Below are 17,474 nucleotides of genomic sequence, written 5' to 3' on the forward strand. Positions count from 1 at the left end.
GCTCATGGCTAGGTTAATCGGTGTCGTCAGTAAGGTAATCGGGCAGGTGGTAGCGGTAGCGGCGGATGGCAGCCGACGCGTTCTGGTAGAAGGCGATCGTCTGTTCGCTGGGGATCAACTGGCGACCGGTGCGGAGGGCGCGGTGGCCGTGCATCTGCAGAACGGCCAGGAACTGACCCTCGGGCGTGACAGCAGCCTGCAAATGACCCCGCAACTGCTGGCGAACCAGGCGCCCCATGTGCAGGCTCCTGAAGCCGTGACCCCCAGCGAGGCGCAACTGACCGATGTCGAGCAACTGCAGAAAGCCATCGTTGCCGGCGCCGACCCGACGCAAACCGGCGAAGCCACCGCGGCCGGCCCCGGTGCTACGGGGGGCTCTGCTGGCGCCCTGGGTGGCGGGCACACCTTTGTACTGCTTGAAGAAGTCGCGGGGCGGGTCGAGCCGATCATTGGTTTCCCCACCGCGGGCTTCAATGGCATCCCCGAGTTCGTGCCTGAGCGGATTGCCGCGGTACCGCCCAGCGACGACGGCGATATCGCGCCGCCGCCCCCACCGAACAACCCGGTCACCCTGGGCGGCCTGTCGGTCGCCAATGGCGAGTTGACCCTCAGCGAAGCCAATCTGCCCCAAGGCTCGGCGAGCAATCCGGCGGCGCTGGTGCAGAACGGCACCTTCAGTGTTTCTGCCCCCGACGGGCTGCTCAACCTCAGTGTGGGCGGGATTGCCGTGGTCAGTGGCGGGGTGGCCGCCGGCTTCCCGCAGTCGATCACCACCGCCCTGGGTAACACCCTGACGGTCACCGGTTTCGATCCTGCCACGGGTACGGTCAGCTACAGCTACACCCTGGTCGGCAACGAAATCCATTCCGCCGCCGACGGTGCCAACAACCTGAGCGAGCATTTCACCGTGCTGGCCAGCGACAGCAATGGTGATTCGGCGAGCAACTCGCTGGATATCAATATCACCGACGATGTGCCCCAGGCGTTCAACGACAGCAATGGCGTTGCCTCGGAAAGCCAGCTGACCCTGAGCGGCAATGTCCTGACCAACGACGTGCAGGGCGCCGACCGGGTGCCCAGCGGACCGATCACCGCCGGCACTTTCAACGGCACCTACGGCACCCTGGTGCTGGCCGCCGACGGTACCTACACCTATACCGTGCATACCAGCGATCCGGCGTTCCTCGCGCTCAAGGGCGGCGGCAACGGTACGGACAGCTTCACCTACACCCTGACCGATGCCGACGGCGACAGCAGCACCGCCAACCTGGTGCTGCAGGTGCACAACAATGACGACCCGGTGGTGATTCAGGGCCTGAACCTCGAAGGCGCGGAGCTTACGGTCTACGAGAAGAACCTGGCGGACGGCAGCAGCCCGGATGCGGGCGCGCTGACCCAGAGCGGCACCTTCAATGTCTCGGCGCTCGATGGCCTGAGCACCATGACCGTGGGCGGCATCACCCTGGTCAGTGGCGGGGTGGCCGCCGGCTTTCCGCAATCGATCAGCACCGGCCTGGGCAATACCCTGACCATCACCGGCTACGACCCCGGCACCGGGGTGGTCAGCTACAGCTACACCCTGGTCGACAATGAGGCGCACCCGACCGGTAATGGCAGCAACACCCTGGGTGAGAGTTTCACGGTGGTCGCCACCGACGTCGACGGCAGCAGCACCAGCGGCTCGCTGGATATCAATGTGGTCGACGACCTGCCGACGGCAGCCAACGACAGCAACGCCGGCATCGCCTCCGAAAGCCAGCTGACCCTGAGCGGCAATGTGCTGACCAACGATGTGCAGGGTGCCGACCGGGTGCCCAGCGGGCCGATCACCGCGGGCACCTTCAACGGCACCTACGGCACCCTGGTGCTGGCCGCCGACGGTACCTACACCTACACGGTCCATACCAGCGATCCGGCGTTCCTCGCGCTCAAGGGCGGCGGTAACGGTACGGAAAGCTTCACTTACACCCTGACCGATGCCGACGGCGATACCAGCACCGCCAACCTGGTGTTGCAGGTGCACAACAACGACGACGGCGTGACCCTTAATGGTCTGGACAGCAACGGCGGCGAACTGACGGTCTACGAGAAGAACCTGTCAGATGGCAGCAGCCCGGATGCGGGCGCGCTGACCCAGAGCGGCAGCTTTACCGTGACCGCGCTGGACGGCCTGCAGACCCTGACGGTGGGCGGAATTAATGTGGTGACCGGTGGGGTGGCCGCGGGCTTCCCGCAATCGGTGACCACCGCCTTGGGCAATACCCTGACCATCACGGGCTACAACGCGGCTACCGGAGTGATCAGCTACAGCTATACCTTGGTGGACAATGAGGATCACCCCACCGCCAATGGCGCCAACAGCCTCAGCGAACACTTCAATGTGGTGGCGACCGATGTCGATGGCAGCACCGCCAGCGGTTCGCTGGACGTGAATGTGGTGGACGACCTGCCAACGGCGGTCAATGACAGCAATGGCGTCGCCTCGGAAAGCCAGCTGGTGCTCAGTGGCAATGTGCTGACCAACGACGTGCAAGGCGCCGACCGGGTCCCCAGCGGCCCGGTCACTGCTGGTACTTTCACTGGCACCTACGGCACCTTGGTGCTGGCAGCCGATGGCACCTACACCTACACCCTCAACACCGCGGATGCCGACTTCAAGGCGCTGCACGGCAATGGCAACGGTACCGAGACCTTCGCCTACACCATCACCGACGCCGATGGCGACCCCAGCATCGCCAACCTGGTGCTGAATATCCATAACAATGACGACGATGTGACCCTTAATGGCTTGGATAGCAACGGCGGCGAACTGACGGTCTACGAAAAGAATCTGTCAGATGGCAGCAGCCCGAATGCGGGCGCGCTGACCCAGAGCGGCACCTTCACCGTCACCGCCCTGGACGGCCTGCAAACCTTGACCGTGGGTGGCATCAGTGTGATCAGCGGTGGAGTCGCTGCCGGTTTCCCACAATCGATCACCACCGACCTGGGCAATACCCTGACCATCACCGGCTACAACGCGGCTACCGGGGTGATCAGCTACAGCTACACCCTGGCGGACAACGAGGATCACCCAACCGCCAACGGCGCCAACAGCCTCAGTGAGCACTTCAATGTGGTCGCCACCGATACCGATGGCAGCACCGCCAGCGGTTCGCTGGATGTGAACGTGGTGGACGATTTGCCAACGGCGGTCAATGACAGCAATGGCGTCGCCTCGGAAAGCCAGCTGGTGCTCAGTGGCAATGTGCTGAGCAACGACGTGCAAGGCGCCGACCGGGTACCCAGCGGTCCCGTCACCGCTGGTACCTTCACCGGCACCTACGGCACCCTGGTGCTGGCAGCCGATGGCACCTACACCTACACCCTCAACACCGCGGACGCCGACTTCAAGGCGCTGCACGGTAATGGCAACGGTACCGAGACCTTCGCCTACACCATCACCGACGCCGACGGCGACCCCAGCACCGCCAACCTGGTGCTGAGTATCCATAACAATGACGACGGTGTGACTCTCGACTGCCTGGATATCCCGGGCGGCGAACTGACGGTCTACGAGAAGCACCTCAGCGACGGCACCAGCCCCAATGCCCCGGCCTTGACCCAGAGCGGCTTCTTTATCGTCACCGCGCCGGACGGCCTGCAAACCCTGACTGTGGGCGGGATCAATGTGGTGACCGGCGGGGCGGCCGCGGGCTTTCCGCAATCGATGACGACTGCCTTGGGCAATACCCTGACCATCACCGGTTACGACGCCAGCACCGGCGTCGTCAGCTACAGCTACACCCTGCTCGACAATGAAAACCACCCGACGGGGCTGGGGGCCAACAGCATCGCCGAGCATTTCACTGTGCTGGCCAGCGATAGCGATGGCAGCAGCGCCTCCGGGGTGATCGATGTGAATATCGTCGATGACCTGCCCACCGCGAATCCTGACGTGGTGATGGCTGATCAGGGCACGACCATCAGCGGTAACGTGCTGGGTAACGATATCGGGGGCGCCGATGGCCCGGCCGCCACGGGCGCGGTGGTCGGCGTGCGCGCCGGCAGCGATACCTCGACCTCGGCCATTGGCGGCTTGAATACCACCATCAACGGCCTGTATGGCACGCTGACCCTGGACGCCTTCGGCAACGCGACCTATCACAGCTATCCAAACTCGGTCACCGCTCCCGACTCGGAGGATGTGTTCGTCTACACCGTGCGTGATGCGGATGGCGATGAAAGCACCACCACCATCACCATCCAGATCTGCGGCAACCAGCTCACGGCGGTCACTGACCAGGATGTCACTGTCTTCGAAAAGGCCCTGGATCTGAGCAAGGACGGCCAGGACCTGGCGGCCGGCACGGTGATCGGCAGCGACCCGGGCAACACCGGCGAAACCGCCACCGGCACCCTGGTCGGTTCGGTCACCGGTGGCAGCGGTGCGATTACCTATACCCTGGTCGGCAGCGCCACCGGCACTTACGGGCAGATCCTGCTCAACCCCGACGGCACCTACCGCTACACCCTGACCTCGGCGCCGAAAACCCAGCCCAATGCCAATGACGGCCCGAACGTGCTGAGCGAAAGCTTCACCTACAAGGCCACCGACGCGGTGGGCAATACCACCACCAGCACCATCCAGATCAGCATCGTCGACGACGTGCCCAAGGCGGTCGCCAGTGAGCGTGCGGTCACCGCGCTGGAAGTTGATTCCAACCTGCTGCTGGTGATCGACGTCTCCGGCAGCATGGTTGACCCGTCCGGGGTGCCGGGCCTGTCGCGCCTGGACCTGGCCAAGCAGGCGATCAGCGCCTTGCTCGACAAGTACGACGACATGGGCGACGTGAAGGTGCAGATCGTCACCTTCAGCAGCAGCGCCACGGACAAGACGCCGATCTGGGTCGATGTGGCGACGGCCAAGTCGATCATCGCCTCCCTGACCGCGGGCGGCGGCACCAACTACGATGCGGCCGTGGCCGCGGCGAAGCTGGCGTTTGTCACCAGTGGCCAGATCACTGGCGCGCAGAACGTCGGTTATTTCTTCTCCGACGGCAAGCCCACCGATGGCCAGGAGATCGGCACCGCTGACGAAACCGCCTGGAAAGCCTTCCTCGACGCCAACGGCATCAAGAACTATGCAATCGGCCTGGGCAGCGGCGTCAGCAACAGCAACCTCGACCCGCTGGCCTATGACGGCAGTACCCATATCGACACCAATGCCGTGGTAGTCACCGACCTGAACCAGCTCGACTCGGTGCTGGCCGGTACGGTACAGGGCACTCCGGTCACCGGCAGCCTGCTCGGCGAAGGTGGCTCGTTCGGCGCCGATGGCGGTTTCATCAAGACCCTGGTGGTCGATGGCACCACCTACACCTATGACCCCAAAGGCAATAGCAACCAGGGTTCGCTGAGCTTCAGCGGCGGGGTCAACCACGGCACCTTCAACACCCTGGACAACAGCCTCAGCATCGCCACCAACAATGGCGGCACGCTGGTGGTGAAACTCGACACGGGCGATTACACCTACAGCTCGCAGAAAATCACCAGCGCGGTGCTGACCGAGACGGTCGGCTTCACCGCCAGCGACAACGACGGCGACCTGGCCAGCTCGACCCTGGTGATCAAGGTCAATCCGAACGCGGCGCCGATGGCGGGCGACGACCACATCATCACCAACATTCTGTCGGGCACTATCCTGGTGCCGGCCGATGCCCTGCTGGCCAACGACAGCGATGCCAACGGCGATCCGCTGACGGCCGCGCCGACCAGCTTCAACACCGGATGGCTGTCCCCAGGGGCGGACTTTACCGCCGGCAGCCTGCAGACCATCGGCTTCACCGGAGGGTCCAGCCAGACCCTGACCGTCGCCCGGGCCTCGTTCAATGCCAATACTGCGGCCATGACGGCCGCGGTGGTGATCAGCGGCTTCCTGGGCAGCATCAACAACGGCAATGACAACGACGAGGATGTGATCAGCGTCAACCTGAAACAGGGCGAGACCCTGAACCTGGATCACAACCTGACGGCGGGCCGGGTGGGCATGGAGTACGCCTTCAATGGCGGGGCCTACACCGCGATCGCCGACGGCGGAAACTTCACCGCGGGGGCGGACGGCACCTACCAGATCCACATCACCAACCTGACCAACCCCAGCGGCGGCAACGCCAACGGTTCGGAAAACTACCAGCTGACCATGACCGTCAACTACGCCGGCGGCCAGGACTCCACGCCGGATTACCACGGCACCTACACCGCCAGCGACAGCCATGGCGGCAGCGACAGCGCGGCGGTGAGCATCAGCTATCAGGGCGGCCATACCCTGACCGGCACCGCTGGCGACGATGTGCTGCTGGCCGGCAGCGGCGACAACCTGATCAATGCCGGCGATGGCAACGACGTGCTCATCGCTGGCAGTGGCAACAACACCCTGCACGGCGACGCTGGTAACGACCTGCTGTTCAGCGGGCCGGGTAACGACCTGCTCGACGGCGGCACAGGCAACGACACCGCCAGCTACGCCCATGCCAGTGCCGGGGTCACGGTCAATCTCGGGCTGCTCGGTGCGCAGAATACCGGTGGCGCCGGTACCGACATCCTGACCGCCATCGAGAACCTGGTGGGCTCCAACTACAACGACAGCCTGACCGGCGACAACAACGCCAACATCATCACTGGCGGCCTGGGCAACGATGTGCTCAACGGTGGTGGCGGCGACGACCTGTTGATCGGCGGGCTGGGTAACAACAGCCTGACCGGTGGCAGCGGCAGCGACACCTTCCAGTGGCAACAGGGCAACAGCGGGCATGACCTGATCACCGACTTCACGCCGGGCACCGACAAGCTCGACCTGTCGCAACTGCTGCAAGGCGAGAACGCCAGCAGCGCATCGCTGGATGACTACCTGCACTTCACGGTCACCGGCAGCGGTCCGTCCCTGGTCACCAGCATCGATGTCAGCGCGGCGGCGGGGGCCACGCCGAGCCAGACCATCGACCTGGCCGGAGTCAACCTGGCGGCGCATTACGGGGTGACGCCGGGTGCGGGCGGGGTGATCGCGGGTGGCGTGGATACCGCGACCATCATCAACGGCATGCTCAACGACCATTCGCTGAAGGTCGATAACGTCTGAGGCCAGGCGGGTCCGGCGCCAGCCTCGACCGAGGCTGGCGCCGGAGCTATGCGGGGGAGGGGCTACATCGGTTCCGGTGGGCCGATCAGCCGCCCCATGACCCCGAACAGGCCCAGGGCCTTGAGGGTGTCCAGTTCGCCCTGGGTTTCGACCCGTTCAGCGATCAGCGGCAGGTCGATGCTGTGGGTGGCGCGAAATACGGCCTCGATGAACAACTGTTTGTCGCTTTGCCGGTCGATATCGCGGATGTAGCAGCCATCGATTTTCAGGTAGGCCAGGCCCAGGTGGGCGAGGTTGCCGATCTGGCTGAAGTTGCCGCCGAAGTGCTGCAGGCCGATTCGGTAGCCGCTGTCCCGCAGGCGCTGGCTCAGTTGCTGCAGCTCGCTGGCCGAGGGCAGTTGGCGTTCGTCGATCTCCAGGGTCAGGAGCCTGGCCAGGTCGGGCAGGGCCTTGAGCTGGGCAAGGATCCGCTGCAAGGCGTCGGGGTCGCGCAGGGTGCTGCCGGACAGGCTCAGGGCCAGCGGCCAGGCATGCTCGACCAGATAGTCCAGGGTGTGTTCGAGCATGGCCAGGTCGAAGCGCGCCGACCAGCCGAGGCGCTCGATCCATGGCAGGAAATGCCCGGCGGCGATGGCTTCGCCCTGCGGGTCGAGCAAACGCGCCAGCACCTTGTGATGCAGCACCTCGCTGGTGTCGGCGCACTGCACCACCGGCTGGAAATACAACTTCAACTTGCCGTTATTCAGGGCCTCGTCGATCCAGGCGCGCCAGTCATGCTGCGGCTGGCTGGGGCCGGCGGCGAAGTCCTGCAGCAACGCCCAGGGGCGCTCGGGGTGCTGCTGGGCCTGCGCCAGCGCCTGGTCCAGGCGCAACCAGACGCCGCTCAGCGGGTCGCCCGTCCGGTAGGCGACTATGCCCAGGTGCGCCACCGGCGTGCAGTCGCTGGCCCCGGTCAGGCGCAGGTTTTCCAGGGTGGCGCTGATTTCCATGGCCAGGCGCTCGGCGCCGCGGCTGTCCAGGCCCGGTGTGAGCAGGCTGAATTCGCCGCCGCGATTGCGCGCCGCCAGCCAGTGGCGTCGATCGCTCTGGGCGCTGATGCGTTTGAGCAGGTCGCCGATGCTTTTGATCAGGGCGTCGGTGCGCTGGCCGCCCAGGCGCTGGTTCAGGCCACTGAGGTCATTGACCCGCAGCATCAGCAGATAACCATCGCCACTCTGCTCGTTGAGCAGCAGTTGATCGCTGAGCTGCTCGTCCAGCAGGCGCCGATTGGCCAGGCCGGTCAGGCTGTCCTGATAGGACTCGGCCCGCAGTTTCTCGCTGCGCGCGGCCTCTTCGGCGAACAGGGCTTTGAGTTTCTCCACCATCTGGTTCATGGCCAGGACCACCCGCTTGAGTTCGGGGGTGCGCGGCACTCTCGGCAGGCTGATGAACTCACGATGGCTGATGGCTTCGGCCTGCCTGACCATGGCATCCAGCGGCCGCAACTGGCGCCGCAGCAGCCAGCCGCCGAACACCGCACTGAGCAACCCGCAGACCAGCAGCCAGACCAGGCCGCCGAGGCTGCTGTCCCAGAGCCTGGCCAGGGCGAACTGCGGGTTGCTCAGCACCTCCACCCGCGCCACCTGTTCCCAGCCACGCATGACCAGGGCGTCGCCGCCTTGCGGGTGCAGGTTCACCAGCCTGACGAACCACTGGGGTACGCCCTCGACGCTGGCAGACGCCGTACGCTCCAGCAGAATGCTTTCGTCTTCGATGTTCACCACCCGGATGCTGTTGTAGTAGCCGCTGTCGAAGATCGAGCTGACCATCAGCTCCATCATCGCCGGGTCGTCGACCTGGCTGGTCAGGGACAGGCCCAGGGCGGTGGCCGCATCCTGGGCATGGGAGCGCAGCTGGCTGAGCATCTGCTCGCGGGAGCTTTCCAGGCTGACAAAAAAACTGCCGCTGAAGGCCACCAGCAGGAACAGGCAGATGGCGAGAAACAGTTGCTTGAGTAGCGACATTCGGCACTCCCTGTCGGATCAGCCATTGCCCACGGTGAAGCCCTCGTCCCGCATCTTTTTCAGCACGTCCTGCCAGCGCGAGAGTTTTTTCGGATCGATGCTGCGTTTGTCGCCAGCCGCTCCGGGCAGGTACAGCCCCTCGGCATTGAAGGCGTATACCGGGTTCGGGTCCTGGCGTTGGGCGGCGGAACGAATGGCGCTGCTGAGGTTGTCCAGTATCAGCGGTCCGGCGCTGGGGCTGGGGTAATAGGCCAGGACCATGTGCGGCTGGTTGCCGTGTCTGGCCTTGACGTAGGTGAGGCGCAGTTTGTCGCTGGAGATCCCCAGGCTGCGCAGGCTGAAATACTTGGCCAGCGCATAGTCCTCGCAATCCCCGGCGCCTTTGAGCAGGGCCTCGATCGGCGTGGCCCAATAGTCGCTCTGCTGCCAGGTGCTCTGGTCCTCCTTGAAGCTCAGTTGCTGGTTGAAGAAACGGTTGATGGCGTTCAGTTGTTCGTATTCCGGTCGCCCGGTCACGTCTTGCAGTAACTGGTTCCAGGCCTCGAGACGTTCCCGGGGCGGGCCCAGGACCTGATGGCGGAGCTCGAAGGTGCTCAGGGCAGAAACGAATTCCCAGTTCGCCCGGACATTGCCCGGGTCGGTCCACAAACAGACCAGCAACAGCGACCAGCCGGCCAGCCGAAGCCGGAGCAGTGTCCAGTCGGGGCGATGCGGGCTTGCGGACATGGCAGGCTGCTCGAATGCAGGTTTTTGAAGTCTAGGCGGTATTTTTTGTGAGCATGGGCAACTGGTCGGGTTGCCACGAACGGAGGAAGGAGGCGCGCAGGGGCCGGGCTCAAGGCTTGTGCAGGGTCTTCTGGCGCAGGATGTAGAGCGTCACCAGCACTGCGCTGGTCAGCATGAAACCACGGGCCCAGGGCAGGGGCACCAGGTAGCAGGACAGGCCGATGCTCAGCCACATCAGGCCGATGGCGTAGACCTTGCCTTTGAGCGGGATGCCGTGGCCGTCCAGGTAATCGCGGATCCACGGGCCGAGCCGCGGATGTTTCACCAGCCACTGATAGAAGCGCGGCGAACTGCGGGCAAAGCAGGCGGCGGCCAGTAGCAGGAAGGGGGTAGTGGGCAATACCGGGAGGAAAATGCCGATCACCCCCAGCACTACGCTCAGCCAGCCGATGGCCAGCAGAACGTAACGCAGGATCAGGGGGCGGTTGCCTATGGGCTTGGCCATAGGCAACGACTCAGTGGTGACGGGGCTTGAGAATGGCCGGTTTTTCGTCCGGCGCGTTGCACAGCAGGTACAGCGCGGTCAGGGCTTCCGGGATCTGCACGATCATGTCGTCCATCAGGTTGGCATCGCTGGCGATGTCGGAGAACTCGGGTTGTTCGTCGAACAGACCGGAGCCGACCATGATCGGCAGGAGCATCTCGCTGACTTCTTCCTCGGCGGTTTCGAACCAGGCCGCTTCGCGCAGGAACACGCCTTCCATGAAGCCGATGCACCAGCCGCGCAGGTCGGAGTCGTCCGGCTCGTCGCCGAGGTCGAGGTCGCACGGCAGCTCGAACTCTTCGTCGGAGGCCAGTTGGCGGGCGATGTGGGCCTTGAGGGCGATCAGGGTGGATTCGATCTCTTCGCGCTGGGCGGCGTCGCTGTAGTGCGGCTCCTCGGCGAACAGGGCGTCGATCCACTCACGGTCGGGAACGCTTTCGGAACAGATGGACAGCGCGGTCAGGTAGCCGTGGGCGGCCACATAGTCCAGCGCCTCGTCATGCAGCTCATCGGCGTCGAGGAAGGCTTGCAGGCGGGTTAATTGCTCAGCGAAGGACATTGAAGGACTACCTTGGGAATAAACGATGCTGAATTCTAGGCCTTCTTGAGCGCTCAGGCCAGCCGCAGCGCAGATTTGCGCGCTTCTAAAGGTTACCAGCGGTCCATTGTCGTCGCCCTTCGCCGGCAAGTGCTCGGGTATACTTGCGCGTTTTGTGATGCCCGGCAGGCGTCGTAACGGTCCAGGAAAAGTCCGCTAACGGATTTGTCAGTGAAAACCGTGGTCTTTTCGGCCAGCCTGCGCACAGGGATTTCAGCGATTTTTGGAGTTTTTCATGCTCGAACAGGCTCAACGCGTCCTCAAGGACATCTTCGGCTACGACAGTTTCCGTGGCCGCCAAGGTGCGATCATTGAGCGCGTGGCCAGTGGCGGCGATGCCCTGGTGCTGATGCCTACCGGCGGCGGCAAGTCGTTGTGCTTCCAGGTTCCGGCCTTGCTGCGCGACGGCCTGGCGGTGGTGGTCTCGCCGCTGATCGCGCTGATGGACGATCAGGTCGCGACCCTGGAGGAACTCGGGGTCGCCGCGGCGGCGCTGAACTCCACCCTGAGCGCCGAACAGCAGCGCGACCTGGCCGCGCGGATCCGGCGGGGTGAAGTGAAGATGCTGTATCTGGCGCCGGAGCGCCTGGTGCAGCCGCGGATGCTGGCGTTCCTGCAGAACCTCGACATCGCCCTGTTCGCCATTGACGAGGCGCATTGCGTGTCCCAGTGGGGGCATGACTTCCGTCCGGAATACCTGCAGCTGGGCCAACTGGCGGAAATGTTCCCCCAGGTGCCGCGCATCGCCCTGACCGCCACCGCCGACAAGCGCACCCGTGAGGAAATCGTCAATCGCCTGCACTTGCAGGATGCCGAGCGTTTCCTCTCCAGTTTCGACCGTCCGAATATCTTCTATCGCATCGTTCCCAAGGAGCAGCCGCGCAAGCAACTGCTGGCGTTCCTCAGCGAACGGCGCAGCGATGCCGGCATCGTCTACTGCCTGTCGCGCAAGAAGGTCGACGAGGTTGCCGCATTCCTCTGCGAGCAAGGCTTCCCGGCGCTGCCGTATCACGCCGGGTTGCCCAGCGAACTGCGCGCCTATCACCAGAAGCGTTTCCTCAACGAGGAAGGGCTGATCATGGTCGCGACCATCGCCTTCGGCATGGGCATCGACAAACCCAACGTGCGTTTCGTGGCGCACCTGGACCTGCCCAAGTCCCTCGAGGCCTATTACCAGGAAACCGGGCGTGCCGGGCGTGACGGCCTGCCTGCCGATGCCTGGATGGCCTACGGCCTGCAGGACGTGCTGATGCTCAAGCAGATGCTGCAGAACTCCGAGGGCGACGAGCGCCACAAGCGCCTGGAGCAGCACAAGCTCGACGCCATGCTGGCGTTGTGCGAGGAAACCCGTTGCCGGCGCCAGACCCTGCTGGCCTACTTCGACGAAGACATGCCGCAGCCGTGCGGCCATTGCGACAACTGCGTCGATGGCGTGCAGACCTGGGATGCCACCGAGCCGGCGCGCCAGGCGTTGTCGGCGATCTATCGCACCGGCCAGCGTTATGGCGTCGGCCACCTGGTGGACGTGCTGCTGGGCAAGGACACGGAAAAAGTCCGCAGTTTCGGCCATCAGCATCTTTCCGTATTCGGCGTGGGCAAGGCCCGTAGCGAAGGCGAATGGCGCTCGCTGTTCCGCCAACTGGTGGCCCGCGGCCTGGCCGATATCGATCTGGAAGGTTATGGCGGCCTGCGTCTGAGCGACAGCTGCCGGCCGCTGCTCAAGGGCGAGGTGACCCTGGAGCTGCGCCGCGACATAAAGCCGCAGACTGCCGCCAAGAGCAGCACTAGCCAGGCCAGCCAACTGGTACGTGGCGAAGAGCGCGAACAGTGGGAAGCCTTGCGCGCCCTGCGGCGCAAACTGGCGGAAGAACACGGCGTGCCGCCCTATGTCATTTTCCCCGACTCCACCCTGCTGGAAATGCTCCGCAGCCAGCCCGGTTCCCTGGCGGAAATGGCCCGGGTCAGTGGTGTTGGCGCACGCAAACTGGAGCGCTACGGCGAGGCGTTCCTCGAAGTGTTGGGCGGCCAGGCGGAAGCGCCGAAAGTGGTGGCCGACATCCGCCACGAGCTGATTACCCTGGCTCGCGCCGGCATGACGCCGCTGCAGATCGCCGGGCAATTGCAGTGCTCGGAAAAGAACGTTTACACAATGCTCGCCGAAGCCGTGGGCAAGCAGCAGTTGTCCCTGGAGCAGGCGCTGGACCTGCCGGAAGACCTGCTCGGCGAGATCCAGGATGCCTTTCTCGACGGCGAAGGCGAGCTGCCCCCGGTGAGCGAAGTGGCCGAGTTGTTTGCCGGTCGCGTGCCGGAAGGTGTGCTGTATTGCGTGCGTGCGGCACTGGAGTCGGAATTCGAAATGTGAGTTGTCCGGCGGCAAGATGTAACGATTCAGTTCATTCCAAACCTTGCCACTCGGCAACTGTCATGCTTAGCTGACTAATAATTAGTTTTTCTTAATTTTCAGTCTACTAACTCATGAGTTGTTTATGCCGTTAACCGATCAACACCGTTTTGGCATGCAGTTGGCGCAGATGTCCCGAGGCTGGCGCGCCGAACTGGATCGCCGTCTGGCCGGACTTGGCCTGTCCCAGGCCCGCTGGCTGGTGCTGCTGCACCTCGCCCGTTTCGATGAAGCTCCGACCCAGCGTGAACTTGCCCAGAGTGTCGGCGTCGAAGGACCGACCCTGGCGCGGCTGCTCGACAGCCTGGAAACCCAGGGGCTGGTGCAACGGCAGTCGGTGGTCGAGGATCGCCGGGCGAAGAAGATCGTTCTGTGCGCCCCGGCGCTGCCCTTGATCGAACAGATCGAAACCATCGCCACCGCCCTGCGCAGTGAATTGTTCGTTGGTGTCGATGAAGAGGATATGCGGGTATGCATGCGGGTTCACGCGCATATCCTGGCCAATCTGGAAAAGTCTTGAGGCATAACTAGCGCCGCGGATTTTTGAGCTACCGACACCGGCAGACTATAAGAAATACCAGGTCCACAGCGGCATGCGCAGCCAGCGTATCGCCGCTGTGGTCGCTTTCGGTCCTCAAAAAGGGTGCTCATGTTCCAGAGTCTGCTGGCCGCTCTGCGCGGCTCCATCGGGTCATCTTGCCTGGGGAAACATCGTCCCTGGCTCCTGCTGCCGGTACTGGCGACCCTGTATTCGTCCCTGGCCTCGGCTGTGGGCCTGGGTGAAGTCGCCGTGCATTCGGCGCTGAACCAGCCGCTGGAGGCGGAGATCGCCCTGGTGCAGGCGCAAGGTCTGGAGGAGGGCGAGTTGTCGGTCAGCCTGGCGACCACCGGCGAGTTCAAGCAGGCCGGTGTCGAGCGCTTGCCGTTTCTCGAAGACTTGCGTTTTACCCCGATCCTGCAGGGTGAACGCAGGGTGATCCGGGTGGTGTCGAGCAAGCCGGTGAACGAGCCGTTCCTGGATTTCCTGCTGCAGGTGAACCAGGCCAATGGGCGGCAGTTGCGCGAATACACGCTGCTGATAGATCCCCCGGGAAGCCCCGAGATAGTGCCGGCCCCGCTCAGGGAGGTCGCGAAACCTGAACCGGCGATTGCCACCCAGGCTCCAACTGCGGCGGCCAAGGCGACCGACCCTGCGGCTGGACAATTGGCGCAAGCCCTGCAAGCCAACCAGCAATTGCAGGACCAGTCCCAAGAGCTGCGGAACACATTGCAGCAACGGGACGAACAACTGGCGCGCCAGCAGCAACAGCTGGTGGAGCTGCAACGTCAGTTGGCCGAGATCCAGAACAAGCCCGCAGATCATCCTGCCCCGGCTTCCGCACCTGCGACACCCACCATCGTCAGCCCATCCCCGCCAGCCGAACAGGCGCCAGAGGCCGAGGACTCGAATCCCTGGCTGATGCTTGCCGCCTTGCTGCTGACGGCCTTGCTGGTGGTGCTGGTCATGCGTCGCCGTCGTCAGTCAGCAGCCGTAGCGGAAGTACAGATACCCGCCGAGAGCCGGCCCACGCGAACGCTGGCCAGTGCTGTGATGACTGTTGCCGCCGAGGAGTCGTTCAGATCAACGCCCCCAGTTACGCCGGTACAGCCCCCGCCTGTAGCAGGGGATCGGCTGGCCGATCGCGAACCGTCGATCGATGTCGACTGGGACCTGATCGCACCATCCGAACCCTCCGGCGTGCCGCCGTCTCCTGCCGCCGCACCGACGCCCTTCAATGCCGACTCGATCGTCTGGCGCCTGGAAGAACCAGACGAGCCAGGCTCCAACACCAAGGCCAAGTTGGACACTGAGACTCAGAACGTCTGGCCCAGGTTGAGGTAGACCGCTTTCTGGTTGTCGTCGTTGATGCCATAACTGAAATTCAGCGGCCCCAGCGGGGTGTCGAAACCGAGGAAGATGCTTGCAGCGTTGATGTAGCCACTGTCGAACTCGTTGTCGTTGTTCCAGGCACGCCCCCGCTCCAGGGAGCCACCGAGGTACAGCGGGAAGTCCAGGGGCAGGTAGGCGCGGGGTGTCAGCCGCCGGTAGTAGACGCCCCGCATCAGGCTGATGTTCTGGCCCGAGAGGGCGTCCTCGCGAAAGCCCGACAGCTGGCGGGCGCCACCAAGCACGAAGCTTGAAGTCACCACTTCGGCCTCATCCAGGGTCCGGCCATACCGCCCGCCCAGGATGAAGGTGTTCGGGCCGCTGCTCAGGGCCTTGTCCAGTTTGAACTCCCACTGCCGGTAGCGCTTGTCCGAGCCCAGGCTGGGTTCGAACTGGCGCAGCGACAGGCCGATGTCCTCGCCCGCATGGGGGAAGTAGACATTGTCCAGGGAGTCGAACGAGTAGCGCAGTTCGTAGTAGCCCTCGTTGAAGCTTTCGCTGGGCAGGTCCTGGTCGCCGACGCGCACATCGGCCTTGCCCCAGGCCTCACCGACACCGAAACGGATCTCGCCGCTGTTGCCGATCTGGCGCCCGATATTGAGGCCGAGACCGTAGCGCTGCAGGCGGTATTCGGCGATCGGGTCGTTGTCCAGCACGGCTTCGATGTTCTGCGATTCGATGCCGATGTAAGGCGCGATGAAGTAACGCGAGCCTACATCCAGCGGCTGATAGAACTCGCTGTAGAGTTCCTGCTGATCGCCGATCTGCACCCGGGTCAGCCATTCGGCGCCGAGGCTGTTGATACCGTTGACCCGGTAGCTGGCGCCCAGGTTGAAGGCACTGTCGCCGCGCATGTCGTCGGACAGGTTCAGCCCCAGGCGCAGGTAGTCGGTGCCGCTGCGCTTGCCCCGGGCGTTGATCACCAGGGTGTGCTCATTGCCCTTGTGGACCACGCGGTATTGCACCTGCTCGAAGTAGTCCAGGCCATACAGCGTGCCCATGTCGGTCTGCAGCCGGCCCAGGTTGAGAGGCTCGCCGATAGGCTGGCGGATGTAGTAACGGATCACGTCGTCGCTGACTTTCGAATCGTTTTCCACCCGGATCGCGGTGATGATCGGGGTGCGCTGGCCGGGCGCGCGCGCGGCGCTGAGTTCGGCATTCATCGGTTCGGCCGGGCGCAGCGACGCCAGGCGTGCGTCGAGGATACGGGTGGCGCGGTAGCCGGCGTCAATCATTTCCTGGGCGCGGCCGAAGTCGGTGACCCCGAAATTGGCCAGGGGCGGCTGGATCAGCACGTCATTCTTGTGCAGGGTCGCCAGTTGTTCCTCGGAGTTGCGCCGGGTCATCAGGGTGATCGACTGGTTCAGCACATCGACCACGGTCGCCAGCTGCTGGCGCGAGCGCAGCGGGGTGCCGATGTCCACCACTATGGCGATGTCCACACCCATGTCGCGGGCCACATCCAGCGGAATGTTGTCGGTCATGCCGCCGTCCACCAGCAGCCGGCCGTCCAGCTCCACCGGGGCGAATACCGCGGGGATCGACATGCTGGCGCGAATCACCCGGGGCAGGTGGCCCTTGCGGAATACCACCTTCTCGCCGCTGGCGATGTCCGTGGCGACCGCGCGGAAGGGGATCGGCAGCTTGTCGAAGTCGCGGGTATCGCTGGCGTGGGCGAGCATGCTTTCCAGCAGCAGCGCCAGGTTCTGGCCCTGGATGACCCCCAGTGGCAGGCCGAGGCTGCCGTCGTCGCGGAAGCTGAGTTTCTGTTTCACCAGGAAGTCGCGGTCATCCTGCTTGCGGCGAAACGGCACGTCAGCCCGGGGCGGGGCGTCGGACAGCGCCTGTTGCCAGTCGATGCCCAGGGCCAGCTTTTCCAGCTCGTCGATCTTGTAGCCCGAGGCGTACAGCCCGCCGATCACCGCACCCATGCTGGTACCGGCAATCGCATCGATCTTCACGCCTTGCTCTTCCAGGGCCTTGAGCACGCCGATATGCGCCAGGCCACGGGCGGCACCGCCGGACAACACCAGGCCGATCTTCGGCCGTGGCGCCTCGGCGGCGTGCAGGAACACGGGGAGCAAACACAGGATCAGGCAAGACAGCAAACGACGCATCATGGATCTCGGGGCGAGCGATAAAGGCGGCTATTATAACG

Annotated in this window: 9 protein-coding genes; 4 read left to right on the forward strand and 5 right to left on the reverse strand. The window is 64.2% G+C overall.

The features are described from left to right. Nucleotides 1–4 precede the first annotated feature (4 nt). The gene (locus C4K38_RS07900; protein WP_053277903.1) at nt 5–7,117 is read left to right on the forward strand and encodes a retention module-containing protein; all 7,113 of its coding nucleotides are present in this window, start codon (nt 5–7) and stop codon (nt 7,115–7,117) included. A gap of 62 nt (nt 7,118–7,179) precedes the next feature. On the opposite strand, the gene lapD is transcribed toward C4K38_RS07900, so the two are convergent. The 4 genes from lapD to C4K38_RS07920 form a co-directional block, all read right to left on the reverse strand. Next, complete coding sequence (gene lapD, locus C4K38_RS07905; RefSeq protein ID WP_053277904.1) at nt 7,180–9,120, reverse strand: cyclic di-GMP receptor LapD; 1,941 nt, start codon at nt 9,118–9,120, stop codon at nt 7,180–7,182. 18 nt (nt 9,121–9,138) lie between these two features. Then, nucleotides 9,139–9,846 carry a transglutaminase-like cysteine peptidase gene (locus C4K38_RS07910; protein WP_053277905.1) on the reverse strand — a complete coding sequence of 236 codons (708 nt, stop codon included), beginning with the start codon at nt 9,844–9,846 and terminating at the stop codon, nt 9,139–9,141. A gap of 109 nt (nt 9,847–9,955) precedes the next feature. After that, entirely contained in the window at nt 9,956–10,351 is a 396-nt protein-coding gene (locus C4K38_RS07915) for a YbaN family protein (RefSeq protein ID WP_053277906.1), read from the reverse strand. Between the two features lie 10 nt (nt 10,352–10,361). Further along, nucleotides 10,362–10,949: a UPF0149 family protein gene (locus C4K38_RS07920; RefSeq protein ID WP_007929756.1), complete on the reverse strand. Its 588-nt coding sequence runs from the start codon at nt 10,947–10,949 to the stop codon at nt 10,362–10,364. Between the two features lie 274 nt (nt 10,950–11,223). Here C4K38_RS07920 and recQ point away from each other — a divergent pair, with 274 nt between their 5' ends. From recQ to C4K38_RS07935, 3 genes are all read left to right on the forward strand, one after another. Next, nucleotides 11,224–13,350: a DNA helicase RecQ gene (recQ, locus tag C4K38_RS07925; protein WP_053277907.1), complete on the forward strand. Its 2,127-nt coding sequence runs from the start codon at nt 11,224–11,226 to the stop codon at nt 13,348–13,350. A 124-nt stretch (nt 13,351–13,474) separates the two neighbouring features. Then, complete coding sequence (locus C4K38_RS07930; protein WP_007929752.1) at nt 13,475–13,909, forward strand: MarR family transcriptional regulator; 435 nt, start codon at nt 13,475–13,477, stop codon at nt 13,907–13,909. 129 nt (nt 13,910–14,038) lie between these two features. Further along, complete coding sequence (locus tag C4K38_RS07935) at nt 14,039–15,271, forward strand: type IV pilus assembly protein FimV (protein ID WP_053277908.1); 1,233 nt, start codon at nt 14,039–14,041, stop codon at nt 15,269–15,271. Here the strand turns inward: C4K38_RS07935 and C4K38_RS07940 are convergent. Continuing rightward, nucleotides 15,244–17,433 carry a patatin-like phospholipase family protein gene (locus tag C4K38_RS07940; RefSeq protein WP_053277909.1) on the reverse strand — a complete coding sequence of 730 codons (2,190 nt, stop codon included), beginning with the start codon at nt 17,431–17,433 and terminating at the stop codon, nt 15,244–15,246. The genes C4K38_RS07935 and C4K38_RS07940 overlap by 28 nt on opposite strands. Nucleotides 17,434–17,474 lie beyond the last annotated feature (41 nt).

Origin of the sequence: Pseudomonas chlororaphis subsp. piscium, assembly GCF_003850345.1 — a bacterium.
In the GTDB taxonomy this organism is placed as follows: Bacteria; Pseudomonadota; Gammaproteobacteria; order Pseudomonadales; family Pseudomonadaceae; genus Aquipseudomonas; species Aquipseudomonas piscium.